Source organism: Streptomyces albus subsp. chlorinus (assembly GCF_013302895.1).
Classification (GTDB): domain Bacteria; phylum Actinomycetota; class Actinomycetes; order Streptomycetales; family Streptomycetaceae; genus Streptomyces; species Streptomyces chlorinus.
On the sequence record NZ_VJOK01000001.1, the window covers coordinates 7,196,057 to 7,220,038 of the forward strand.

A 23,982-nucleotide genomic window follows, 5' to 3' on the forward strand; every position below is an offset into this window, starting at 1 on the left:
CGGCCTCACGGCCGCCCGTGCGTCGGCAGGGTGAGGATCTCGGCTCCGTCGTCGGTGATGGCGATGGTGTGCTCACTGTGCGCTGTCCGGCAGCCGGTCGCGCTCCGGAGCGTCCACCCGTCGGCGTCGGTGACGAGTCGAGCGGTGTCCGCCATGACCCACGGCTCCAGTGCCAGCAGCAGCCCCGGGCGCAGCTTGTATCCGCGGCCGGGCCGTCCGGTGTTCGGCACGTGCGGGTCCTGGTGCATCGTCGATCCGATGCCGTGGCCCCCGAACTCGGTGTTGATCCGGTATCCCGCCTCGCTGAGGACGGTGCCGATGGCGTGGGAGATGTCGCCGATGCGGGCCCCCGGTCCGGCGGCGGCGATCCCCGCGGCGAGCGCGCGCTCGGTCGCATCGATCATCGCGACGCTCTCCGGGGGCTTGGCGTCGCCCACGAGGAAGCTGATGGCCGCATCGGCGGCGACTCCGTCCTTGGAGACGGCGAGGTCGAGCGTCAGCAGATCACCGTCGGCAAGCGTGTAGTCGCGGGGCCGTCCGTGGAGCACGGCGTCGTTGACGGCCGTGCAGATGTAGTGGCCGAACGGGCCGCGCCCGAAGGACGGCTCGTAGTCGACGTAGCAGGACAGCGCTCCCGCTTCGAGGATCATGGCCTTGGCCCACCGGTCGATGTCCAGAAGGTTCGTGCCGACGGTGCTGCGGCCCTTCAGCGTCTGCAGGATGTCGGCGACCAGGGCGCCTGTGCCCTTGGCCCGGGCCAGCAGGGTGGGGTGGTTCAGAAGCTCGATCATGGGGCGCCCTTCTCATGCAACCAATAACTATACCGGCCATACTATACCGGTGCGAGAAGGGGTCCATGGCCGGGTGTGCGTGCACGGTCCGCGCCACGGGGAGCGGGTCGCGGCTACCGCCCCTGAAGTGCTCTGACGTTGTCGCCGAACGTCCAGTTACGCGAGCCGTCCCAGTTCATGGACCAGGTCATCAGGCCCTTGAGCTGGCCGTTGTAGTGGTTCCAGGCCTGGGAGACCAGGGACGGTGACATGTAGCCGCCGCCCGCGCCGGGCTGGGCGGGGAGACCCGGTACCTGTCTGTCATAGGGGACGCGGATGGTGGTGCCCTGGACGACCAGGCCCTTGTCGAGGCAGTCGGTCTGGGCGGTGAAGCCCTGGACGGTGCCGGCGGAGTACGAGTCGCCGCCGCACCCGTACATGCTGCCGTTGTAGTACTGCATGTTCAGCCACCACAGGCGGCCGTTGTCCGCGTACTTCTTGATGATCGGCAGGTACGCGCCCCAGATCGAGCCGTAGACGACGCTGCCGCCCGTGACGTACGCCGTCTCGGGGGCCATCGTCAGGCCGAATCCCGGCGGCATCTGGGCGAGGACGCCGTCGATGATGTGCACGAGGTTGGCCTGCGAGGTGGACAGCTGGTTGATGTTGCCGCTGCCGGTGAGGCCGGTCTCGATGTCGATGTCGATGCCGTCGAAGTTGTACTTCTTCAGGATCGGCACGATGGTCGCGATGAATCGGTCGGCGACCGTGCGCGAGCCGAGGTCGATGCCCGCCGTCGCCCCGCCGATGGACATCAGAAGAGTCTGCCCCTGGGCCTTCGCGGCGCACATCTCGGCGGGGGTGGCGACCTTGACCGTGGAGTCCATGCCGTCCTCCCACAGCACCGTGCCGTCCGAACGGATCACGGGGAAGGCGGCGTTGAGGACGTTGTAGCCGTGAGCGCGGATACGGGAGTCGGTGATCGGGGTCCAGCCGAAGGGCGGGTGGACGCCGTTGGCCGCGCCGTCCCAGTTCTCCCAGTAGCCCTGGAGGACCTTGCCGGTGGGCTTGCCCTTCACCGGGCAGGTCTCGGCGGCCCGGGAGGAGGGGGCGGCGGGGTGCGAGCGTCCCACCGCCTGCGGGGCCGCCGCGGTGAGGAGCTGGACGACGCACGCCAGCGCCACGCCGATGCCGAGCAGATACCAGGGCCGTCGTCTTCGAGCGGACGTTGTGCGCATGGGGTGTCCCTCCGCCTGAGTGTGGGGTCGCGGAGAGCGTTCTGCGGTCCAGACCTTTCGTCAAGAGGTCTGGACCAAAAATCAGCGGGACGGCAGCCCGGCGCCGTCCCGCAGTGTCCTGGTGGCGATGTCGAGGAACTCTCGCGGCAGCCTCCCGCGCCGGTCCGCGGGGACGGCCAGGCATGTCTCGACCACCGGGCCGTCCGCGACGGGGAGACGGACGAGGCCGGGACATGAGTGGGCCCGTGCGACGCTCAAGGGGACGAAGGCGATGCCCTGCCCGGAGGCGATCAGCTCGAACTTCTCCTCCAGTGACGAGGTCCGCCGCGTCGGCGCGTCGAGCAACCGCTCCCCGTCGAGATCCGCGGTGGTGAGTTCCCGACGGTGCGCCAGCCGGTGCCCGGCGGGCATGCAGGCGACCTTGGGCTCGTGGCCGATGGGGACGGTGCGCAGGCCCGAATCGTCGAACGGCTGCCGCAGGTAAGCGACTTGTGCCCGGCCGTCGCGCAGCGGCGCGTCCGGCTCCCACCAGTGCGCGGGGACGACGTCCGTCTCGACGTCCGGGTGCCGTGAGGTGAACGCCTTGATCGCTTCCGAGACGTGCAGCCCGGGAGAGAAGGCGACGACGAGTCGCCGGACGCCCCGGTCTGCGTCCTGCACGCGGCGCACCGCCGCGCCGACGGACGGAAGAATCCGTTGCGCCTCCTCGTAGAGCTGCCGGCCGGCGGATGTCAGCTCCACACTGCGGGTGGTGCGCACGAGCAGCGTGCACGCCAACTCCTGCTCGAAGGCCCTGATCTGCCGGCTGAGCACCGGCTGGGCGATGTAGAGCTGCTTCGCCGCCCGGCCGAAGTGCCGGTGCTCGGCCACCGCGGCGAAATAGCGGAGCTTGCGCAGATCGAGATCCATGCCCGCAAGGTATCAATCGCCGGAAAGGGTATTGGACGCCGCGAGTTGCCGCGCCGAGACTTCCAACATGATCGTCATCACCGCTCCCACCGGACAGATCGGCAGCCGGCTCCTGGACCTGCTGCTCGACGAGGCCCCCGCGCGCGGCGAGGAGCTGCGCGTCATCGTGCGCGACCCCCGGAAACTCCCCGACACGGTCCGTGCCCGCGTCGACGTCGTCACCGGTTCACACGGCGACGCCGAGGTCGTCGACCGCGCCTTCGCCGGCGCGGACGCCGTCTTCTGGCTGGTTCCGCCCGCCCCGCGGGCACCGAGCCTGGAGGCCGCGTACTCCGGGTTCACCGGCCCGGCCGCGAAGGCGTTCGTGTCCCACGGAGTCGGCCATGTCGTCGGCGTCTCGGCACTCGGCCGCGGCACCCCCGTCGCCGGGCGAGCCGGGCAGGTGACGGCGTCGCTGGCCATGGACGACCTCATCGCGAGCACGGGCGTGGCCTACCGGGCGCTCGCCAGTCCGACCTTCATCGACAACCTGCTGCGGGATGTGCCGTCGATCCGCGACCACGGAGTCTTCACCGACCTCGTCACCGCCGACCGCGCAGCACCGATGGCCGCCACCCGGGACATCGCCGCGGCCGCCGCCGGGCTGCTGCTCGACCGCTCCTGGACGGGGACGGGCGAGGTCCCGGTGCTCGGCCCCGAGGACCTGTCGCCGAACGACCTCGCGTGCGTCATGACCGACGTGCTCGGCCGCCCGGTCCGCTACGAGCGGCAGTCGCTCGACGACTTCCGTGCCGCACTCGCCGGACGCGGCATCGGGGACGCGTTCGTGCAGGGCTACGTCGACATGATGCGTGCCAAGGACGAAGGACTGGACGACGGCGTGCAGCGCACACCTGGGACGGCGAGTCCGACGACCTTCCGCCAGTGGTGCGGGGAAGTCCTGAGGCCGGCGGTCCTCACGGAGTGACAGAACCCCTCCCCTCATGGATGTCGATGCCCCCGGCGCGCCGCTCGGCATCGGCTCTGCCGCGCCGCCGCCGGGCCCCGGCGGCGGAGCGGCAGACCACGGCTAGGGTTGGGTTCCGGATGAGAAAGGACGATCCGCCATGCCCACCAGAAAGCTTCAGATCCCCACCCCGGACGGTCAGGCCGACGCCTTCGCCGCCTTCCCCGGCACAGGAGAGCGTCACCCCGGGGTGCTGCTGTACACGGACGCCTTCGGCGTGCGGCCCGAGCTGGAGAAGAAGGCCGTCGAACTCGCCGAGCACGGGTACTACGTACTCGTCCCCAACCTCTACTACCGGCACGCTCCGGCACCGGTGGTCGAACTTCCCGAGTACATCGGAGAAGACGTCCGGCCCTCGCTCATCGGCCGGATGATGCCCCTGATCGAGCAGCACACCACCGAACACGTCCTGCGCGACGCCGACGCCTACCTCACGTTCCTCACCGCACAGCCCGAGGCCGGCGCAGGACCTGTCGGAGTGATCGGCTACTGCTGGGGCGCCTCCTTGGCGATGCGCACCGCGACGGCCCACCCCGACAAGGTGGCGGCCCTCGCCGGATTCCACCCCGGCTTCCTCGTCACCGACGCGCCCGACAGCCCGCACCGCCTCGTGTCCCGGCTCACCGCCGAGGTCCACATCGGCCTCGCCGAAGGCGACATGTCACCCGAGACCCTCGCCGAGTTCAACCAGGCCCTGGACGCCGCCGGTGTCGCCTACACCACCGAGATCTACCCCGGCACCGTGCACGGGTTCACGATGTCCGACACCGCCGCCTTCGACCCCGCGGGGCTGCGGCGCCACTGGGACCGCCTGCTCCCACTCCTCGACCGCACCCTGGCCCGCCGCTGAGCCACGGCTCGGCGCCGGGCGCCGCGGTCCGTTGTCAGTGGGCGTTGGCATAGTCTGCGGCATGACACCGCTCGCATGGGTGCCCGCGATACCTGGCCATGAACTGGCTCTGGACGGGACGACGTTGACATGCCGGAAGACCGATGGACGAGTCCTGAAGTCCGTCCCCGGCGCTGTACGGACAAGCCGGGTCGGCAGAAGGTTCGCCGCCCTTCAGGAGCAGTTGGCCGGACACGAAAAGGAGTGCCGCGCCGCGGTGGAGTCCTGGTTGCTGGGCGGGGTGCCCATCCCCGCCCGGCTCCTGGCACGGATATGGCCCGATCCGAGCTGGCGGACCGGCTTGCGGCACCTTGTGGTGCGCGCCGGTGGACGGGCCGGGCTGTTGCAGGAGGTGTCCGAGGACGGCCGGGCGCGCATACGGGAGCTCGACGGCGCGCCGTACGAACCACCCGTCGGATCGCCCGTGACGCTGGTGCACCCGGCCCTGTTGGACGACCCCGCGGCGTGGCAGCGGCTGCTGGAAGAGCACGGAGGCACCCAGGCCGTCGAGCAGTTGAGCCGCTCGGTGCATCGGCAGCGCGAGGGGAACGACCCCGCGGCCACCGGCATCGGCGTTGAGGCGGACGAGGATTCCGGGCAGTACTGGTCGACGCGGTCACGCGCCGCCGAGCACGGTTTCGGCGTACGAGGCGGTTTCGCCGTGCTGCGGATCACCGAGCGCGGCGTCACGCTGGAGGCACGTTGCCGGCTGGGGAGCGGCGAGCCCGGGGCGCCCGCGGAGCCGGGCCGGTTGATGTGGGTCGATGAGGCGGAACGGCCGGTGCCACTGGGCGAGGTGGGCCCGGTGGCCTGGTCCGAGGGCCGGAGGATGGCGGAACTGGTATACGGCGCGCCTGCACGACGGGGGGCCGAGGACCGATGACACGCGAGACGTCTGCGAGCACCGGGGCGGACACCGCCGCCCCCGACCTCCCGTCGGCACTGGCGGCAGGGCTGGCCCCGGTCGGAACAGCGGGCGGTGAGGAGATCACCGCCCGCCGCTACAGCCATCCGCTGCTGGGTACACGACCCGTGGTGCGGCTCGCGCAACGGACGGTCGCACCCCTCGAGGACCGGCTCCTGGCCGACGCCGGATACTCCGCGCCGGACGTGGGAGAGCCCGTGGCTGCCGGGCCGCCACCGCCACCGCGGTACCCGGCGTGGGCGTTGGCCCATGACCTCGCGCACACCGAGGCCGCGCTGACCGCGGGCGTCGAGATGGCACGGGCCGGGCGGATGATCGCCTCCGCGCCGGGACCCGCGGCGAAGGAGTTCCAGCGGATCGCGGCGACCCTGCCCGCCGACCACGTACCCATGTTCTGGGAAGAGGCCGGCCGCCTTTTCCTCGCCGCCGGACGGGACAAACAGGCCGCGACGATGTTCGGCCGGGCCCGGGCCGCCGACCGGCACGCCACCATGGGCGTCGATCCGGCCAGGCGCCGCGCCGTGTTCCTGGAGTTCGCGCTGGCCGGTGCCCTCTCGGCCAAGGACATCAAGGCATACGCCGGAGAACTGTCCAGGGAATCCGACCCCCTGGAGGCGTACCGCGAACTGCGGGAGCTGGCCGTCCTTCGTACCCGGGGCGGGCTCGCGCCGTGGCCCGAGATGCTCAAACAGACCGGCGAGCTGGCCGGGGCCGCGGGGCTGGATGTCGCCACCGAGCACCGGCGACTGCTGGAGAGCCTGGTGGACACACCGGCCCTGTGGCGGACGGCGGACAGCTTCTGGACGGGGCAGCGCAGGCTGCTGGTGCCCGCGATCGCCGCCTCCGCCGGACTGAGGAAGCGACTGCTGTGGCGGCTGGCAGAGGCGCCGGCCTCGGCCATGGACACCTGGTGGTGCGATCTGCTGCAAGAGACCGGGGCGCTCGGCGAACTCGCGGGTGACGCCGGGGAATGGCTGTCCGCGATGCTCGGCCGGTACGCCCGGGCCACATCCCCCGCGGTCCCCGAAGGACTGCTGCGCCTGGTTCCCCTGCTGGCGGACACCATCCGGGAGGCGGGCACGCCGGTACGGTTCAACCCCGGCGCGCCCGACGACTACTACCGCATCGACGCCGTCGTACTGGCCGGCTGCCTGGAGGCGGGTGTCCCGGTGGAGGCGCCCGGCCCGGCGGCGGCGTTGCGGAACTGGCAGGCGCCCGCGCGCATCGATCTGCGGGCGCTGATGGACGACGACAGGTTCGGGCCGGTGCTGATCCGGTCCGTCCCGCAGGAGGGGGACGAGTTCCGCACGCTGTGGCGGAAGGAAGCCCTTCTGCCGGTCCTGCGGGGAATCGTCGAACGCAGGGTCCGGCGCCTCGAGGCGGGCGGCCTGGCGGACGCCGCGTTCGCTCTCCGCTGGCTGGAGGAGAACCTCCACCCGCAGGTCTTCGACCGGATGCCCGGCCTCCCCTCCCGGCTGGCGGCCCTCGACCTGGTGACGCCGCTGACCCGTACCCTGCGCGCCGGCATCCTGGACGAGTACGGCTGGCCCGCCCTGGACGAGGCCGCCGCGGAACTCACGGGAAAGGACTCCTGGTGCCGCGCGAGCTGGCCCGCCATGGTGGTGCACGACCGGGAGAAAGCCATCGCGATCGGGCCCGGCGGCCGTATCGCGGAACACCGGCTGCGGGTGCCGAAGGAAGCCGCCCGGTTCCACCACGAGCCCGAGGTCTATTTCTCGGACGGACAGTTCCTCGTCCTCCACTACGTCAACGGCGAACAGCGGCACTACTGGTCCGACGCACCCGACGAAACCTTCACCGTGCGGCTCGGCATGTGGCGTTCGCTCCACCACGAAGCGACACAGCCCGGCTACACCTTCATGGCACCGAACGGCCGGCGCTTCATGGGCCACAAGGTGCTCGGCCCCCGGGAGGAGCGGGTCGGTCCGAACGGCCACATGCTCCACGACGGCCGGGACTTCTGGTGGCTCAGCAGGGACGGCCTGGAATCGCGGGTGCACCGGGTCGACCTTGCGACCGGCGAGCTGGTCGCAGCAGATCCGCCGGAGTTCTTCGACCCGTCCCTGCTCGCCGAGGGCGAGCGCTGGAACTTCGAGTCCTCGTACCTGGCACCCCTGCCCTACGGCGTCCAGGGGTCGCCGCTGGGCAGCGACGGCACGCGTGTGGGACTCCGGGTGGCCGAGGACACGGCGACCGGACGGGTCCGCTACCACCGCGTCGACGGTGCGCACGGTGTGCTCGACGGGTCCGGGATCACCGCCATCTGGGGGCTCCTCGACGTACCGGGCACGGAGAAACGCCTGGTGCTCAGCCATGGCATCGGCCACCGCCACCCCGTGCTCGCCCGTGACGCCGAGACGGGCGAGTGCTACTGGCAGGCCGAGCGGAAGAATAACGGCTGGGTGGACAACGAACCCGACCCGGTGGCCGCCGGAACACGGCTGATACCACCGCCCGCCTTCTGGCACTTCCTCAGCCCGCGCGACCCCGCCGGATCGCGGGCCCTCCGGCGGATCACCGAGGACACCGTGCGGCGCCTGCTGAAGGCCGCGGCCACGTCGGAGGAGGAGCTGCGGGCAGCCGTGGCGAAGCTGCTTCCCGAGGCCGGCCACCGGCTGCTCGTACGAGGCGTCCTCGGATGTGTCCGGGCAACCGCCGACATGGTCTCCCACCGGGACCGGATCCTGGCCCGGCTGGCCCGCCCACGCCAGGCACGGCTCAAGGTCTCGGAGGAGGACCTCGGCGGGGCGCTGGAGGGCCTGGTCAGCAAGTACAGCAGCGGCTACGGCGGTACGGCGACCCAGATCGAACTCACGTCGGCGTTCTTCGCCGGCGCGACCGACGCGGCGACCGCGATGGAGAACTGGGCCGACCTCACCAGCGCATACGACTGGACGGAGCTTCCCGGACGGATCGGGGGCCTTGCGTTCCGCGCGGTCAGCGCCGTCACGAGTCCCGCGCACCGCCGGGCGCTGACCCGTCTCCTGCGCTTCTGGGCTCTCTCTCCGCTGGCCGGACCCGGGCTCAGCCGCGGTCTGCTGGACAGCGAGCGGCGCGCCGCGTTGTCCGGTGAGAAGGGCGCGCTGATGCCGTTGGACATCACCATGGCGCACGGTGAGTGGGGCCGCTCCCGTTCCGGCGACACCTGGCGCGTGGTGGCGTTTCTGCAACGGGGCACGCTGCCCGCTCCCGCGGGTGTGCTCGACACCCGAGCGGTTCCCGAGGGCTGGGCCACGCCCGAGCGGCTCCTCCGGCTGGTGGACGAGCTGGAGCGCAGCGGACCGGCCGCCTTCGACCCCGCCGCGGCCGCCCTGCTCGCCGAGGGCACCGGCCTCGACCCGGCCGCGGCGACACTGCTGCTGGCGGGTCTGCCGAACATCGTGGAGTCCGCGCACAACTTCCTGCCGCCCGACACCCGCAAGGTCCTGGGGCTGAAGGTGACAGCGGCCAGGGACGCCCGCGACCTGCTCCGTCGCATACCGGAGGTCGCGCGTCTGGAACTCTACGACGCCGCGATGCCCGCCGACCCGGCCGGCATGTGGGACCAGACCGCGACGGCCCGGCGGCTGGCGGCAGCGTGGAAGGAGCTGGACATCCGGCCCTGACTGGGCCAAAGGACCACCCGGCCGAGCGGTATGACGGGTGACGCCACCGGTTCGGCGGGATGCGGCGGCCAGGTGTCGGGGGAGGTTTCAGGTTCCCTCGGCGCCGGCCGCGCCGTACGCGCCACCGTACGCGGCGCGCCAGGCGGCGGGAGGCGTGCCGGCCTGGCGCCGGAAGAACGTGGTGAAGTTGCCGAGGTCCCGGAAGCCGAGGCGCCGGGCGCAGGCGGTGACCGGGAGGTCGGTGTGGGCGAGCAGCCTCTTGGCTTCCAGCAGGATGCGCTGGTCCAGGAAGGTCTTGGCACCCGTGCCGGCGGCGGCACGCGTCGCCCGGGTGAGAGTGCGTACGTCGTACCCCAGCGTCCGCGCGTAGTCGGCCACGCGGTGCCAGGTGGCGAAGTGCTCCTCCACGGCGTCCCGATAGGCGCGGAACACCTCGGTGGCCCCTCTCCCGGCACGGGCGGCGTCGGTTGGGGCGGGGGTGTCGGGGAGTGCGCGCAGCAACAGCGCGGCCAGCAGGTGGGACAGCAGCGCGGGAGAGGCCGGACTCGGCGCGCGCACGGCGGCTCTGTGCTCGCGCGCCAGGTGCTCGGCTGCCAGCAGAGCGAGTTCCAGACGCTGATCGTCCATATGCCAGCACGCCGGAGCGGTTGCCTCTTCCGCTGAGAAACCGGGGAGGAAACCGGGCCGGAAGAGCACCAGCGGGCCGTCGCAGGCGTCGATGTCGCTCCAGCGGTGCACCATGCCCGGCCGGATCCACACGGCACTGCCCGCCCCCAGCCGGTAGCCGGAGAAATCCGCCTCGTGCGAGCCGGTTCCGGAGCCGATCAGGGCGAGCACGTGGAAGTCGGGGCGCTGCGGGAGTGCGCGACGGCGGCGGGCGTCCATGGAACGCAGCGCGGCGAGGTCCATGACCTCCACACCGTACGGTGAGCCGACGGCAGGCAGGTAGCGTAGCTGCCGCACACCACTGTGTCCGCTTTCCACAATGAACGGGCTCCTTTCCACCGCTGCGGGAACCGTGCCTCCCATACGGTCGGCAGTACGCCTTACAGACAGGTCAGGCGATCCGTACGAGACCGTGGCAGCCCCGGGCGCGTGGTGCTCGCACGGTCGAGGTGAAAGGTATGACGATGACGGAAACAACAATACCGGTGCCCCTGACGGGAGGAACCCTGGACGTACGGGTCGGCGGGCGCACCGGCCCGGCACTGGTGTTCGTCCACTACTGGGGCGGCTCCGCCGACACCTGGACAGGCGTGATCGACCACCTGCCATCCGAGCAGGCGACGGTCCGCTTCGATCAGCGCGGCTGGGGAACCTCCCGTGCGCTGCCCGGCCCCTACCACCTCGACCAGCTCGCCGACGACCTGGCCCGTGTGGTCGACGCGTGTGTACCGGGGCCGTTCGTCCTCGTCGGCCACTCGATGGGCGGCAAGGTGAGCCAACTCGTGGCGGCCCGCCGTCCGGCGGGCCTCGCCGGTCTGGTGCTCGTCGCGCCCGGCCCACCGCGGCCGCCCGCCACGGTGACCGACGCATACCAGCAGAACCTGTCCCACGCGTACGACTCGTCCGAGACGGTGCGGTACGCCCTCGACCACGTTCTCGCCGCCACGTCGCTGCCCGAGGCGGTACGGAGCACCGCGGTGCGCGACAGCCTTGCCGCCGGTGCCGAAGCCCGGCAGGAGTGGCCGCTGCGAGGGATCGCCCAGGACATCACCTCCGCCGTACGGGACATCGAGGTCCCGGTGAGCGTGCTCGGCGCGGAGAACGATGTGGTGGAACCTCCCCATGTCCTGCGCGCATGCCTCCTGCCGCACATCCCGCACGCGACCCTGACCACCGTCCCGGCCGCCGGTCACCTGCTCCCCGTCGAAGCCCCCGCCGCTGTCGCCTCCGCCCTCGGGGAGTTCCTGATCTCCCTCCAGCACTGACCCCGTCAGCCTCCGTGCGGCGGCTCCCCGGTTGCGGCAGCGGAGCCGTCACACGGCGGGGTGTCAGAGGGACCAGAGAAACAGGAGCGTGATCAGCACCAGCACGGTGATGCCGCCGGTGGCCAGGCCGATGGCGCACTGGACGCGGCGGACGCGACCGCGGAGACCCAGGACGCCGAAGGTGGCGGCGAGACCACCGCTCAGCACCGTGAACGCCAGGCCGGCGAAGCCGACCGCGAGGCCGATCAGGGAGATGAGGCCGAGCGTGAGGGAGACGGGCCCGTAAAGGGAGGCCGGGGAATCCCTGGCGTCGTCGGTCATCGCGGCCCCCTCGCAGTAGCTCCCTCCCTCATTCTGACGCACGGAGGAGCGGTCAACCCGCGACCGGTCGTTCAGGCAGGGGGCCCGCTCCGGAGAGCGGGCCCCCCGATCAGCAGTCCTGTCACTCGTCGAAAGGAGCGGCGAGCAGCAGGTCTTCCACGGTGGGCACGGCGAAGCCGGGAAGGTGACGGCGGCCGACCTCGGCGAAGGGGTGCATGAGTACCGACGTGGGCTTGGTGCGGCACAGCGACACCATGGTGTCGACCGCGTTCTTCTTGAAACCTTCCCGGGGGAAGGCGTCAAGGATGTCCTCGAGGACCTCGGAGGGGACCTTCCGCAGCTCGTTCCCGGTGAAGTCGAGCCCGGAGCCGACGGAGATCATGGCGATCTCCGGCCTCTTCCGCAGCGCTATGGGGAGATTGGTGTGCAGGGCGATCGCGTCCCAGACGACCTCGACGCGTTCGGCCGGCATGCGCTGCTTCCGCAGGAACCGCTGTGCGACGTCGGCACCGTCCAGCTCGAAGCGCTCACTCGGTGACCGGTACTTCTCGACCAGCCCGAGGTCGTGCAGGACTGCCGCGACGAAGGCGACTTCCCGGTCGTAGTGGACACCGCGCTGATCGAACATCACGCAGCCGAAAAGGTAGGTCCGCATGACGTGGTTGAAGAGCGTCACAGAGGATTCTTCCCGGGCGAACGCCGCCGCCTTCTGCGCTACTTCGCTCCTGGGAATACGGATTCCAGCCACCTCCCGGGGGAGCGCCTCGGTGCGCGCCGTCGAAGCGTTGCCGCGCGGCGTGCGGGCGGCGGCCGAAGCCGCGGGCGCATTGGATACCACGCCGGCGAACGCGGAGGCCGCACCGAGCGCGGCGACGCCCACGCCACGCTCCAGTGCCGTGCGCCGGGTGACGTTTTTCGGCTCGTTTCCTTTGTCGAACACGGATACTGCCCTCTCGTCGGCTGCTGAGCGGTTGGTACCAGGAGCCTATGAACAGGGCTATAGCGCCCAACAGAGGCGAAAATGCCGGTAAACCTCTGATTTCTGCCAGGGGTTGAGGGCCTGCTGTGCGGGCCGGGGCGGTCACCGAGCGGGGAGGGGTCCCGGGCGTCGCCGCAGGACATGGCAGGGGGCGGACGGGGCTGTTGCGGAACCGCGTCTCACCGCGCCCAGCCGGCGTCTCGCTCCGATGGCGACCGGGGACTCAGCCCACCCACTTGCGCAGCAGGCTCTCCCGCTCCGTCCCCCCAGGCGAGCCGCCCTCCCATGTGCGGCCCCACTCCGCCATCGCGGCAAGCGTCGTGGCCGCTTCTTGGCGGCCCTTCGTCAGGCGGGACAGGAGGGCGCGGGACAGGTCGAGTTCCGCGGGGGAGTAGCCGACGGCCGCCGCCGCGTAGGCCGACAACTCGTGGTCGCCTTCCCGCGTCTCCACGCCTATCGTCAGCATCGCCGGTGCGTCCCCCAGCCGGCTCGGGCTCGTGGGCATGACCATGTTCACCACCGTGTCCAGAGCCAGCTCCGTGGCGACGCCCACCTGCCGCTTCAGGGTCTTCACGGGGACGTCCGCCACGGTCAGCGTGCGCACGTCCTCCCACGGAAACCGGCCGGACTGCTTGTCGCCGAGTGCCACCACGCCGTCCGGGGAGAGGCGTACCCCCGGAGCCAGACCGGACGGCTTCGCGCCCACGTACACGTCACCCTCGGCGATCCAGAAAAGGCCCACCATGGCCATGGGCTACTCACTTCTCCCGACAGCGTGGACGCCGCCGTATCACATGTCGAACGATCCGGTCACCTTCCGCAACGCACGTCGGAGCGGGGGAGTTCCCGCTTCCTTGCCCCTACGTGGCCTCCCTGGCCCCCTACGTGGCCTTCCTGGCTCCGCGTGGCGTGATGAATGGCTCGGGCGGACGGACGAAGACCGGCCCCCACCACACGACCTCGGAATTCGTCGTGCCCGTACCACACCTCGGGCGCACCCATTCCTCGCCGACCACGACGACCGGGCCCCCGTCACCTTGCGGCGTTTTTTCCTTCCGCTACAGCCGTAACTCTGGCACCACTTGCACCACCGGCAACACGAAGCCCGGCACAACTCGTCCCGGAAAAGCGTGTGCGGTCACAGTAGTCGTGCCCCTGTCAAGGGTGGCGCATCGCTGACCAGCTTGAACGCTTAAGGATCAAGAGTTGTGGCTGTCGTAAAGGTGCACCGGGGTGCGATCGGAGAGGCGAATATGCGACACCCCCTGCATTTTTATCGCTTGACAAGCCTCAGTTTTGAACTGTTGTATGTCTGCCATCACGGGGACAGGATGGCAAACGGGGGGCAGTGGCGCCGTACCCGCCCACGGACGGAATTCAGTATTCCGCAGAAGGGCGGATCCGGGGGGCCGACCCCGCCAGTAGGCGGAATTCAGTATTCCGTCGACGGCGGGCCGAGGATCCAAGGCCGCAGATGTGTCGTATTCACCTGCTTGCCATCTCCAGTTTGGGGGAGATGACATGAAGACAGCCAAGCGCACACTGCCGATCGCTGGTATAGCCATTCTGCTGACGGCCGGGAGCTTCGTCGGCGCGTCGGCCATTTCCGTCCAGGCCGACACGGCGAACGCCTCGTCGGCCACCAGCACATCGACCGCTGCCACGGCCCCGGCGACCAGCAACGGCAAGCGGACCGGGGCGGAATCCCCCGCCGAGCTGCTGCGGTTGCTGGGCGAGCGGATCAAGGCCAAGGACCTGGACGGGATCATCGCTCTCCACGAACCCGACGCCGCTGTTGTCGAATACGACGGGTCGATCGCCCGGGGCCACAAGGGCATCCGCGAGATGTACGTCGAGTGGTTCAAGTCGGACCCGGTGCTCACCGTCAACCCCCGCCAAACCGTGGAGGCGGGCGGGAAGCGCGGAAAGATACGTGGCCGGACCGCGTCCATAATGGGCGACTACACGCTGGAGCAGAACAGGCCGGACGGCACCCGCGAGAGCTTCACCGGCAATTTCTGCGACATCGTGCGCCAGCAGCCGGACGGCACGTGGCTGTACCTCCAGGACAACCCGTACCCGCCGCACCACTGACCCGGTCCTGCCGGCGGAAACGTCGTCTTCGTCCTCGGCCCGCTTCTCGGTGAGCCGGTCATATCGGCGGGGAATTCCCCTGCGTTCTCCGGGGTATTCCGCTGTGCTCGTACTCCAGCATGCAGGCCCGCGCCCGCCTGCCCACTCCACCGCCCTTCCACCGGGAATTCCTGGCGCTCACAATTCCCGGAAAGCCAAGCTGCCGACACGTCCGAGGTTGGGAGAAGACGTGAACGTCACCTCGCTCGAAGTTCCGCAGGCCCCGGTTGCGCGGCAGCAGCCCGAGTGGGAGAACCCGGCACAGGTCCGGCAGGTCCGGGATGTGCTGGCGGGCCTTCCTCCACTGGTGGACACCGAATCGCTGAGGAGACTCAGGGAGTTGCTCGCCGGCGTCGCCACCGGGCAGGCGCAGGTGGTGCAGGCGGGTGACTGCGCGGAGGACCCCGCGGAATGCACCGCGGGTGACGTGGAGCGGAAGGTGGGGCTCCTCAACGTGCTCGCCGACGTCATGGGCGCGCTCGCTCGTCGTCCGGTGGTGCGGGTGGGCCGGATCGCGGGCCAGTACGCCAAGCCCCGTTCGGCGCGCACCGAGTGGGTCGGCGGCGTCGAACTCCCGGTGTACCGGGGCCACATGGTGAACGGACCGGAGCCGGACCCGGAAGCACGGCGGCCCGACCCCCGACGTCTGCTGGCGGGCTACCGGGCGGCGAGCCGGCTCATGGCCCACCTCGGTCCGACCTCGCGAGCGCGTGCCGAGCCGGCCGTGTGGACCAGTCATGAGGCCCTGCTGCTCGACTACGAGATCCCGATGCTGCGCCGGGACCGGCAGGGCCGCGCCGCGCTCACCTCGACCCACTGGCCGTGGATCGGCGAGCGTACCCGTCAGCTCGAAGGGGCCCACGTGGCGCTGCTGGCCGACGTGGTGAACCCGGTCGCGTGCAAGGTCGGGCCGCGTACGACGGTCGCGGAAGCGCTCGGGCTGTGCGCGCGGCTCGACCCCGAACGGGAACCGGGCCGGCTCACCCTGATCGCGCGCATGGGTGCCGACGCGACCATGGATCTGCTGCCGCCGTTGGTCCGGGCCGTGCGCGCCGCCGGGCACCCGGTGATCTGGCTGGTCGATCCGATGCACGCCAACACCGTGACCACTGCCGAGGGGCGCAAGACACGGGTGGTGGAGACGATCGTCCGGGAGGTGGTGGCGTTCCAGGCCGCCGTCCGCTCGGCCGGTGGCACGCCGGGCGGAATCCACCTGGAGGCGACCCCCGATGACGTGACCGAATGCGTCGACGCCCACCGCGGCACCCACCGGATCGGGGAGAACTACACGACGCTGTGCGATCCGAGGCTCAACCTCCGCCAGGCCGTATCCGTGGTCTCGGCCTGGCGGACCCAGCTGACCAACCAGGCCGAGGGAGAACCGTGCCGGGCATAGCGCCGATCCCCGCCTACCCCCTGCCGACACGAGACGAGCTGCCCACCAGCACCGCGCGGTGGTCCCTCGACCCGCGCCGCGCTGTGCTGCTCGTCCACGACATGCAACGGTACTTCCTCGCGCCGTTCGCCTCGTCGGTACGAGACCCGCTGGTGCGCCACTGCGCGCTGCTGCGGGAGCGCTGCGCCGCGCTGCAGATCCCGGTGTTCTACACCGCGCAACCCGGTGGCATGACGGAACAGGAGCGCGGCCTGCTGAAGGACATCTGGGGCCCGGGCATGACGGTGGACCCGCTCGACCGTCTGATCGTCCCGGAGCTCGCACCCCGGCCGGCGGACCGTGTGCTCACCAAGTGGCGCTACAGCGCGTTCTTCCGCTCCGACCTGCTGGCGCGGATGCGCGACCAGGGCCGCGACCAGTTGATCGTCTGCGGGGTGTACGGGCACGTCGGTGTCCTGGCCACCGCCCTCGACGCGTTCACCAACGACATCGAGTCGTTCCTGGTCGCCGACGCCGTCGGTGACTTCTCCGCCGCTTACCACCGGCTGGCTCTCGACTACGCGGCCGCTCGCTGCTCGGTGGTCACCAGCACCGAGGAGGTCTTCGGATGAACTCGCCGCAGCTGCTCGACCGCGTGCTGGGAGGGGATCCGGGCGCCTTCGCCCTGCTGCACCGGCCCGAAACCCTCGGCCCGGACCGGCTGGAGGTCCTGCTGGGCCGGGTCAGCGCCCCGGCCCGGCTCGCGGACATCCCGTCGGCGGACGGCACCGGGCGGCCCGGTGAGGCCCGGCAGGAGACGCTGGTCCTGGTGCCGCACCAGCAGATCACCGAGCGGGGCTTCGCCGCCGCCGCGGACGGTTCACCGCTGCTCGCGATGTCGGTGGCCGAGCAGCAGAAGATCGCCAGGTCCGAAGCGCTGAGCCGGCTGCCGGACGAGCCGATCGCCCTGACCGGCGGCCGTTTCGACATCGATGACGACGCCTACGCCGACATCGTGCGTGCCGTGCTCGACAACGAGATCGGTACCGGGGAGGGCTCGAACTTCGTCATCAAGCGCTCGTTCGTCACCACCATCACCGGTTACTCCACGCGCAGCGCGCTGAGCCTGTTCCGCCGGCTGCTCACCCGGGAGACCGGCGCCTACTGGACCTTTCTCGTACACACCGGCACCCGGACCTTCGTCGGCGCCACGCCCGAGCGCCACGTCAGCCTGCGGGACGGTGTCGCGGCGATGACCCCGATCAGCGGCACCTACCGCTACCCCCCGACAGGCCCCGTCCTCTCGGAGGTCATGGACTTCCTCACGGACGGCAAAGAGACCGACGAGTTGTACATGGTCCTGGACGAGGAACTGAAGATGATGGCCCGGGTCTGTCAGGGCGGTGGCCGGGTGGTGGGGCCGTTCCTGCGGGAGATGGCCCACCTCGCGCACACCGAGTACGTCATCGAGGGGCGCAGTGCTCTCGATCCCCGGGACATACTGCGGGAGACGCTGTTCGCTCCCACGGTGACCGGCAGCCCGCTGGAGAACGCCTGCCGGGTCATCGCCCGCTACGAGCCCCGTGGCCGCGGCTACTACGGGGGCGTCGCGGCCCTCATCGGCCGTGAGGCCGACGGCACGCGCACCCTGGATTCCGCCATCCTCATCCGCACCGCCGACATCACCGCCTCGGACTGTGACGACACCGGTCGCGTCGAGGTCGGAGTGGGCGCCACCCTGGTCCGGCACTCCGACCCAGCCTCCGAGGTCGCGGAAACCCGCACGAAGGCCGCGGGGCTCATCGCGGCACTGGGGGCCGACGAGCGGCTCGATGGGAATCCCGAGATCCGGGAAGCCCTGGGGAGGCGCAACTCGACGCTCGCGAGCTTCTGGCTCAGCGACGCCGACTCCCGGATCCAGCCGCGGCCGGCGCTGGCGGGCCGCCGGGCGCTCGTCGTCGACGCCGAGGACACCTTCAGCTCGATGCTAGTCCACCAGCTGCGGGCCATCGGGCTGACGGTGCAGCTGGGCCGGTTCGACGGGCCCCACCGCTTCGACGACCACGATCTGGTCGTCCTGGGACCCGGCCCCGGCGACCCCCGGGAGACCGGGCACCCCCGGATGGCCCACCTCGCCTCGGCGATCGAGCACCTCTTGTCGGCGCGCACCCCCTTTCTGGCCGTGTGCCTGAGCCATCAGCTGCTCTGCCGGCACCTCGGGCTCGGGCTGCGGCGCCGGGAGGTCCCGAACCAGGGCACCCAGCGCGAGATCGACCTGTTCGGCGCGCGGGAACGGGTGGGCTTCTACAACTCCTACGTGGCCTATGGGGGAGCCGGGGAGCTGGAGTGCCCCGGTGTCGGCACGGTGCGGGTCAGCCGGGACGCCGGCACGGGAGAGGTGCACGCCCTGCGCGGTCCGCACTTCAGCTCGGTGCAGTTCCACCTCGAATCGGTGCTCACCCAGGACGGGGAGCGCCTCCTGGAAGAGCTGCTGGCGCCGCTGACGGAGACCGAGGAGGCACTGAACGCATGAGAGCCACCATCTCCTGGTGGGACCTGTCCGGATCCGAGCAGACCATCGGCTCCCTCCGTGACCACCTGCGCGAAGAGGGCGTGGAGCTGTGGGAACAGGTCGAGGGGCTGCGGCTGAAGTTCTGGATATCCGACCGGCGGAACAACCGGTGGGGCGCGGTGATGCTGTGGGAGTCCACAGCCGACCTGACGGCACCGATGCCGCCGAACCGGGCCGCCGAACTCATCGGATACCCGCCGACCCACCGCATGGTGACCGACGTCGAGGCCATCGTCGAGGGTGTCCACCCGGGGCGGCCGGCCGACCACGGCCTGGCCTTCGAACCGGCGGAGGAGTCGTCGTGAGCGCGTCGGCCGGCTCGCCGGTGGCCGACGAGATCTCCACCCCGCCCGCCGGGCCGATGAGCCCGCCCAGGACCTGGTTCGGCAGCGCGGCCGCGAGCCCGGTCCGCGAGCCGGGCGTGCCGGCGCCGACCACACCGGAGCGCACCACTTTCGGCAGTCCGGTCCGGGCAGCAGTGCCCTTCAGAGGAAGAAGGCAAACCGATGTGTGGAATCGCAGGCTGGGTCTCCTTCGATCGGGATCTGACCCGGCACCGCGCGGACCTGGACGCGATGGCGGCGACCATGGCCTGCCGGGGACCGGACGCCGAGGGCATCCGGCTCGACCGGCACGCGGCGCTCGGCCACCGAAGACTGGCGGTCATCGACATCGAGGGCGGCAGCCAGCCCATGGAGGTGCACTCCGACGACGGTGCGGTGACGATCACCTACAGCGGAGAGGTCTACAACTTCGCCGAACTCCGCGGTGAGTTGCGCAGCCGAGGCCACCGGTTCCGTACCCAGAGCGATACCGAGGTGGTGCTCCACGGCTACCTGGAGTGGGAGGAGGCGGTCGCCGAACGGCTCAACGGGATGTTCGCCTTCGCCGTCTGGGATGCCAGGGCCGAGAAACTCGTGATGATCCGCGACCGGTTGGGCGTCAAGCCGCTCTATTTCTCCGGTACGGATGACGGGGTACTGTTCGGTTCCGAACCGAAGGCGATCCTCGCCCACTCACTGGCGGACCGCGCGGTCGATCTCGACGGACTGCGTGAACTGGTCAGCTTCACGCAGACGCCGGGGGCCGTGGTGTGGTGCGGGATGCGCGAGGTGGTACCGGGCGGGGTGGTCACCGTCGACCGCGGCGGCCTGCGCGAGCGCCGCTACTGGACTCTGCCGACCCGCGCCCACACCGATGACCGGCAGACCACCATCGCCACCGTGCGCACGCTGCTCGAGGACGTGGTGGACCGTCAGCTGGTCTCCGACGTACCACGCTGCACCCTGCTCTCCGGCGGTCTGGACTCCAGTGCGATCACCGCCCTGGCCGCCGCCCGGCTCCGCGAGCGAGGTGAGCGGGTGCGCAGCTTCGCGGTGGATTTCGTGGGGCGGGACGACGACTTCGTCGCCGACGACCTGCGCCCCACCTCGGACGGTCCCTACGCGCGCGAGGTGGCCGCACACGTCGGTTCGCGGCACGAGGCCATCGTGCTCAACCATGCCGCGCTCGCGGACCCGGCGGTGCGCCGTGCGGTCATCACCGCGCGGGACAGCCCGCTCAGCCTCGGTGACATGGACGCTTCGCTGTACTTGCTGTTCCAGGCCATCCGTGAGCACTCCACCGTCGCCCTGTCCGGGGAGTCCGCCGACGAGGTCTTCGGCGGGTACAGCTGGTTCCACCAGCCGGAGGCGCGGGCCGCGGACACTTTTCCCTGGATGGCCGTGTTCGTCAGCGGTGCGCGGGCCCAGGTGTCCGACCGGTTCAACGCCGATATCACCGCCGCCCTCGACCTTCCCTCCTACATCCGCGACCGGTACGCCGACGCTGTCTTGGAGGTCGGGCGGGGCGAGGGTGAGACGGACCACGAGATGCGGATGCGGGTGATCTGCTACCTGCACCTGACCCGCTTCGTCCGCATGCTCCTGGAGCGCAAGGACCGCATCAGCATGGCTGTCGGGCTGGAGGTCCGGGTCCCTTTCTGCGACCACCGGCTCGTCGAGTACGTCTACAACACCCCCTGGTCGATGAAAGCGTTCGACGGAAGGGAGAAGAGCCTGCTGCGCGCCGCGACCGCGGATCTGCTCCCGCCCTCGGTGCTGAAACGGGCGAAGGCTCCCTACCCGGCCACCCTTGATCCGCTCTACACCGATGCTCTGCTGCAGCAGTGCAAGGAACTGGTCGCGACCGACGATCCGGTCTTCGAACTGGTCGACCGCGGTTGGCTGGGAGAGATCACGCAGCACGACCCGGGCACGATGCCCATAGACGTCCGCAACGGCATGGAGCGCGTACTCGATCTGAGCACCTGGCTGGACATCTACCGCCCCGAGCTCCGGCTGCACTGACGACTCCCGTGCAGCCGGGACCACAAAGCCCTGCCGCCGGCTGTTCGCCGGAACAGGTGAAACCACGCCCTGAAGAGAGGAAATCCATATGCCGCACACGATCGTCAATCCAGACGGTCTGCACGACCCGGGCCCGTTCGGCTACAGCCACACCGCCAAGGTCCCGTCCGGCACGGAGCTGGTTTTCGTGTCCGGTCAGTACGGGTCGGGGCCGGACGGAATGGTTGTCTCGAAGGACTTCAACGAGCAGGTGCGGCAGGCGTTCAGCAATCTGCGCACGGCCCTTGCGGCCCACGGGCTCGACCTGACCGACGTCGTCCAGCTCAGGACGTATGTGGTGGACCCCGACGTCGACAAGCTCGGGGCGATCGGCCAGGCGGTGGCGAGCGGCGGCGCCGAGAAGCCGCCCACGCAGACCGTCATCGGGGTCGCCGGCCTGGCCATGCCCGACATTCTGTTCGAGGTCGAAGCAGTCGCCACGCGCTCCTGACACCGTGCCGCTGCCCGCGTTCGGGGACCGTCCCGGCCACGGGCAGCGGCGCAGGGCAGGGGCGCCACGGCACCGAGGGCAGGCCGCAACCAGAGCGTCACCATGGAGGAAGGGGATTCGAGATGGCAGGCACCGATACGCCGTCCGAGGGGTTCGGCACCGACGCCGAACTCCGCCGCCGGCACCGTGAGGTCGTCGCGGACTACATGAGCCGGAAGGGCGAGAACCGCTTGACGCGGTATCTGCTCTTCACCGAGGACGGCAGCGCCGGCCTGTACACGACCGACACCGGCGAACCGGTCGTCTCGCAGGGGCACGAGAAGCTCAAGGCGCACGGCGAGTGGTCGTTGCGCATGTTCCCGGACTGGGAATGGATCAACGTGGAGATCTTCGAGACGCAGGATCCCAACAGGTTCTGGGTCGAGTGCGACGGGAGGGGGGAAATCCGGTACCCGGACTACCCGCCCGGGTACTATGAGAACCACTTCATACACTCCTTCCTGCTCGAAAACGGGAAGATCAAGCAGAACCGCGAATTCATGAACCCCTTCCAGCAGCTGCGCGCCCTGAGTATCGAGGTGCCGAAGATCAAGCGTGGCGGAATACCCACGTAGGGGCCTCAACTCATCAGCCGACGCGGTCGCGAGCGCACCGTCGAGGCCACCGGGTCGCGTTGCCGCCCGCCCGGCACGCGACCCGGGTCGGAATGTTTTCCGGGCCCGTGGCCGGGTCCGCGCTGTCCGAGACCACGGCACCCATGCTTTCGGAGGAACCCGGAACCGATGACGCACGAGTCCGACGACAGGGACGAGCTGGACGACAGGCTGGACCGGATCGGGCGGCACCCCTTCCGCGCGAAGTTCCGGCTGTACGGAAGGGACCGCGCGGTGGTCGACCTGCGCGGGATCACGACGGTCCGCAAGCACGCCCAGGACCTGATCGGCCGTCGGCTGGCCCCGGCCGAACCGCACAACGACGGGCGTCAGACGCCCTACCGCGGGCATCCCGTCTTCGTCGCCCAGCACGCCACGGCGACGTGCTGCCGCACCTGCCTCGCGCGGTGGCACGGCATCGCCGCCGGGCATGAACTCGACGACGCCGAGCGTGCCTACGTCGTCGAGGCGATCTGCCGGTGGATCGCGAGGCAGTACGCCCCTCACCGCCCGCCGCCATGACCAGGCCGGGGGCGCAGCGGCCGGCTGGCGGGCGAAGAGCGACGGTCTCCCGGCGCGAGGTGGGCTGTTCGATGTGCCGCTGCACACCGGAAGGTCTTCGGGTACCGGGCGCTCACGCGCACGCTGCTCCGGTGCCTCGCTCACGGGCGACGGCCGCGTCGTGACGGAGCGATGAGGGTAAGCCGTCTCGCAGAGCGCGATGACGCCGCGGTGGAAGCAGCGGCGGAGTGGGCCGACCGGCAGGCGGTTGGGAAGTCGGGGATGGGGAGGTCCCAATGACGGAGGACGTGCAGGCCACACGAGGTGTGGTCGACATCATCACCGGTGGATGGCGGGCGCAGGCCCTCTACACCGCGGTCAAGCTCGGACTGCCGGACCACATCGAGGCGGGCCGGACCACCAGCGGCGAACTGGCCGCCGCGACCGGGGCGGACGAGAGGGGAGTGCACCGCCTGCTGCGCCTGCTGGTGGCCATGGGCGTGTTCGAGGGAAGCGAGTCCACCGGCTACCGGAACACCCGGATCAGCGCAGTACTGCTCGACCGGCCCCAGTCCCTGCGCGACATGTGCCTGCTCTACGGTGAGGAGTTCTACTCCGCCTGGGGGTACGCCCATCAGGCCATCAGCACGGCAAGCTCGGGGTTCGAAGCCGCTTTCGGTGAGCCGTTCTACGAGTATCTCGGTCAGGACGCGGCCACCGCCAGGCGGTTCCAGCACGCCATGAACGCCGGGAACATGTTTTTCCACCAGGTGCCCGAGGTCTTCGACTTCTCCAGCGGCAAGATGATCGTGGATGTCGGCGGAGGCGGAGGGCACCTGCTCGCCACGATCCTCGGCGCCGTACCGGACGCCAGGGGAACGCTCCTCGACCGTGCGCACATGATGCCCAAGGCACGAGAGCACCTGGCGGCCACCGTCGGACTGGAGCGCGTCCAACTGGTCGGAGGCGACATGTTCGAGGACGTCCCGGCGGGCGGGGACGTCTACATCCTCTGCCGGGTGCTGGCGGGCTGGGACGACGACGCGGTCGTCCAGGTCTTCGAGAACTGCCGCCGCGCCATGGCGGACTCCACATCGCGGTTGCTGATACTCGATCGCTTCGTCGAGGACGAGAACCCCACTGTGCTGCCCGCCCTGTGGGACCTCCACCTTCTGATGACCACCGGCGGCGAGCACCGCACCCTGAGCCGGATCACGGCGCTCCTGAACACGGCCGGCCTGGACGTTTCGCGGACCACCGAGCTACCCATGGAAACAACCGCCCTCATCGCGGCGCCACGCCTCCCGTCGTGACAC

General features: G+C 70.4%; 22 protein-coding genes. 15 read left to right on the forward strand and 7 right to left on the reverse strand.

The features are described 5' to 3' along the window. Nucleotides 1-5: 5 nt before the first annotated feature. The 3 genes from map to FM076_RS31235 form a co-directional block, all read right to left on the reverse strand. Nucleotides 6-791 carry a type I methionyl aminopeptidase gene (gene map / locus FM076_RS31225; protein ID WP_173874179.1) on the reverse strand — a complete coding sequence of 262 codons (786 nt, stop codon included), beginning with the start codon at nucleotides 789-791 and terminating at the stop codon, nucleotides 6-8. A gap of 113 nt (nucleotides 792-904) precedes the next feature. Next, nucleotides 905-2,008 (reverse strand): chitinase, encoded by a 1,104-nt coding sequence (locus FM076_RS31230; RefSeq protein ID WP_173874180.1) that lies wholly within the window; start codon nucleotides 2,006-2,008, stop codon nucleotides 905-907. An 81-nt stretch (nucleotides 2,009-2,089) separates the two neighbouring features. After that, nucleotides 2,090-2,917 (reverse strand): LysR family transcriptional regulator, encoded by an 828-nt coding sequence (locus FM076_RS31235; RefSeq protein WP_173874181.1) that lies wholly within the window; start codon nucleotides 2,915-2,917, stop codon nucleotides 2,090-2,092. Nucleotides 2,918-2,984: 67 nt separating this feature from the next. Here FM076_RS31235 and FM076_RS31240 point away from each other — a divergent pair, with 67 nt between their 5' ends. The 4 genes from FM076_RS31240 (at nucleotide 2,985) to FM076_RS31255 (ending at nucleotide 9,363) form a co-directional block, all read left to right on the forward strand. Beyond that, entirely contained in the window at nucleotides 2,985-3,884 is a 900-nt protein-coding gene (locus FM076_RS31240; protein WP_173874182.1) for an NAD(P)H-binding protein, read from the forward strand. A 139-nt stretch (nucleotides 3,885-4,023) separates the two neighbouring features. Beyond that, nucleotides 4,024-4,773, forward strand: coding sequence for a dienelactone hydrolase family protein (locus FM076_RS31245; protein ID WP_173874183.1), 750 nt, complete (start codon nucleotides 4,024-4,026; stop codon nucleotides 4,771-4,773). A gap of 124 nt (nucleotides 4,774-4,897) precedes the next feature. Then, complete coding sequence (locus tag FM076_RS34800; RefSeq protein WP_274598957.1) at nucleotides 4,898-5,695, forward strand: DUF4132 domain-containing protein; 798 nt, start codon at nucleotides 4,898-4,900, stop codon at nucleotides 5,693-5,695. Beyond that, nucleotides 5,692-9,363 (forward strand): hypothetical protein, encoded by a 3,672-nt coding sequence (locus FM076_RS31255; RefSeq protein WP_173874185.1) that lies wholly within the window; start codon nucleotides 5,692-5,694, stop codon nucleotides 9,361-9,363. The genes FM076_RS34800 and FM076_RS31255 overlap by 4 nt, the downstream gene beginning before the upstream one ends. An 87-nt stretch (nucleotides 9,364-9,450) precedes the next feature. Here the strand turns inward: FM076_RS31255 and FM076_RS31260 are convergent, their stop codons facing one another. Beyond that, nucleotides 9,451-10,347 (reverse strand): helix-turn-helix domain-containing protein, encoded by an 897-nt coding sequence (locus FM076_RS31260; RefSeq protein WP_173874186.1) that lies wholly within the window; start codon nucleotides 10,345-10,347, stop codon nucleotides 9,451-9,453. Nucleotides 10,348-10,487: 140 nt separating this feature from the next. On the opposite strand from FM076_RS31260, the gene FM076_RS31265 reads away from it, so the two are divergent. After that, nucleotides 10,488-11,294 carry an alpha/beta fold hydrolase gene (locus tag FM076_RS31265; protein WP_173874187.1) on the forward strand — a complete coding sequence of 269 codons (807 nt, stop codon included), beginning with the start codon at nucleotides 10,488-10,490 and terminating at the stop codon, nucleotides 11,292-11,294. Between the two features lie 63 nt (nucleotides 11,295-11,357). Here FM076_RS31265 and FM076_RS31270 read toward each other — a convergent pair whose 3' ends face one another. The 3 genes from FM076_RS31270 to FM076_RS31280 form a co-directional block, all read right to left on the reverse strand. After that, nucleotides 11,358-11,657, reverse strand: a complete 300-nt coding sequence (locus FM076_RS31270) for a hypothetical protein (protein ID WP_345945358.1) — start codon at nucleotides 11,655-11,657, stop codon at nucleotides 11,358-11,360. Nucleotides 11,658-11,736: 79 nt separating this feature from the next. After that, nucleotides 11,737-12,555 carry an HD domain-containing protein gene (locus FM076_RS31275; RefSeq protein ID WP_173874189.1) on the reverse strand — a complete coding sequence of 273 codons (819 nt, stop codon included), beginning with the start codon at nucleotides 12,553-12,555 and terminating at the stop codon, nucleotides 11,737-11,739. Nucleotides 12,556-12,817: 262 nt separating this feature from the next. Further along, nucleotides 12,818-13,345, reverse strand: a complete 528-nt coding sequence (locus FM076_RS31280) for a hypothetical protein (protein ID WP_173874190.1) — start codon at nucleotides 13,343-13,345, stop codon at nucleotides 12,818-12,820. 770 nt (nucleotides 13,346-14,115) lie between these two features. Between FM076_RS31280 and FM076_RS31285 the strand changes: the two genes are divergently transcribed. The 10 genes from FM076_RS31285 (at nucleotide 14,116) to FM076_RS31330 (ending at nucleotide 23,979) form a co-directional block, all read left to right on the forward strand. Beyond that, the gene (locus FM076_RS31285; protein ID WP_173874191.1) at nucleotides 14,116-14,688 is read left to right on the forward strand and encodes a YybH family protein; all 573 of its coding nucleotides are present in this window, start codon (nucleotides 14,116-14,118) and stop codon (nucleotides 14,686-14,688) included. A 229-nt stretch (nucleotides 14,689-14,917) separates the two neighbouring features. Further along, a complete protein-coding gene (locus tag FM076_RS31290) occupies nucleotides 14,918-16,123 on the forward strand; it encodes a 3-deoxy-7-phosphoheptulonate synthase (protein ID WP_173874192.1) in 1,206 nt (401 codons plus the stop codon). Next, entirely contained in the window at nucleotides 16,111-16,734 is a 624-nt protein-coding gene (locus FM076_RS31295; RefSeq protein ID WP_173874193.1) for an isochorismatase family protein, read from the forward strand. The genes FM076_RS31290 and FM076_RS31295 overlap by 13 nt, the downstream gene beginning before the upstream one ends. Further along, nucleotides 16,731-18,635, forward strand: a complete 1,905-nt coding sequence (locus tag FM076_RS31300) for an anthranilate synthase family protein (RefSeq protein ID WP_173874194.1) — start codon at nucleotides 16,731-16,733, stop codon at nucleotides 18,633-18,635. Before FM076_RS31295 ends, FM076_RS31300 begins: the two co-directional genes overlap by 4 nt. Further along, a complete protein-coding gene (locus tag FM076_RS31305) occupies nucleotides 18,632-18,979 on the forward strand; it encodes a hypothetical protein (RefSeq protein WP_173874195.1) in 348 nt (115 codons plus the stop codon). Before FM076_RS31300 ends, FM076_RS31305 begins: the two co-directional genes overlap by 4 nt. A 201-nt stretch (nucleotides 18,980-19,180) precedes the next feature. After that, complete coding sequence (asnB, locus tag FM076_RS31310) at nucleotides 19,181-21,022, forward strand: asparagine synthase (glutamine-hydrolyzing) (RefSeq protein WP_173874196.1); 1,842 nt, start codon at nucleotides 19,181-19,183, stop codon at nucleotides 21,020-21,022. An 88-nt stretch (nucleotides 21,023-21,110) separates the two neighbouring features. Next, a complete protein-coding gene (locus tag FM076_RS31315) occupies nucleotides 21,111-21,512 on the forward strand; it encodes a RidA family protein (protein ID WP_173874197.1) in 402 nt (133 codons plus the stop codon). Between the two features lie 122 nt (nucleotides 21,513-21,634). Continuing rightward, entirely contained in the window at nucleotides 21,635-22,126 is a 492-nt protein-coding gene (locus tag FM076_RS31320; RefSeq protein ID WP_173874198.1) for a PhzA/PhzB family protein, read from the forward strand. Nucleotides 22,127-22,294: 168 nt separating this feature from the next. Beyond that, on the forward strand, nucleotides 22,295-22,687 hold the full coding sequence (locus FM076_RS31325) for a DUF4186 domain-containing protein (RefSeq protein ID WP_173874199.1): 393 nt from the start codon (nucleotides 22,295-22,297) through the stop codon (nucleotides 22,685-22,687). Between the two features lie 275 nt (nucleotides 22,688-22,962). Continuing rightward, nucleotides 22,963-23,979: a methyltransferase gene (locus tag FM076_RS31330; RefSeq protein ID WP_173874200.1), complete on the forward strand. Its 1,017-nt coding sequence runs from the start codon at nucleotides 22,963-22,965 to the stop codon at nucleotides 23,977-23,979. Nucleotides 23,980-23,982: the final 3 nt, after the last annotated feature.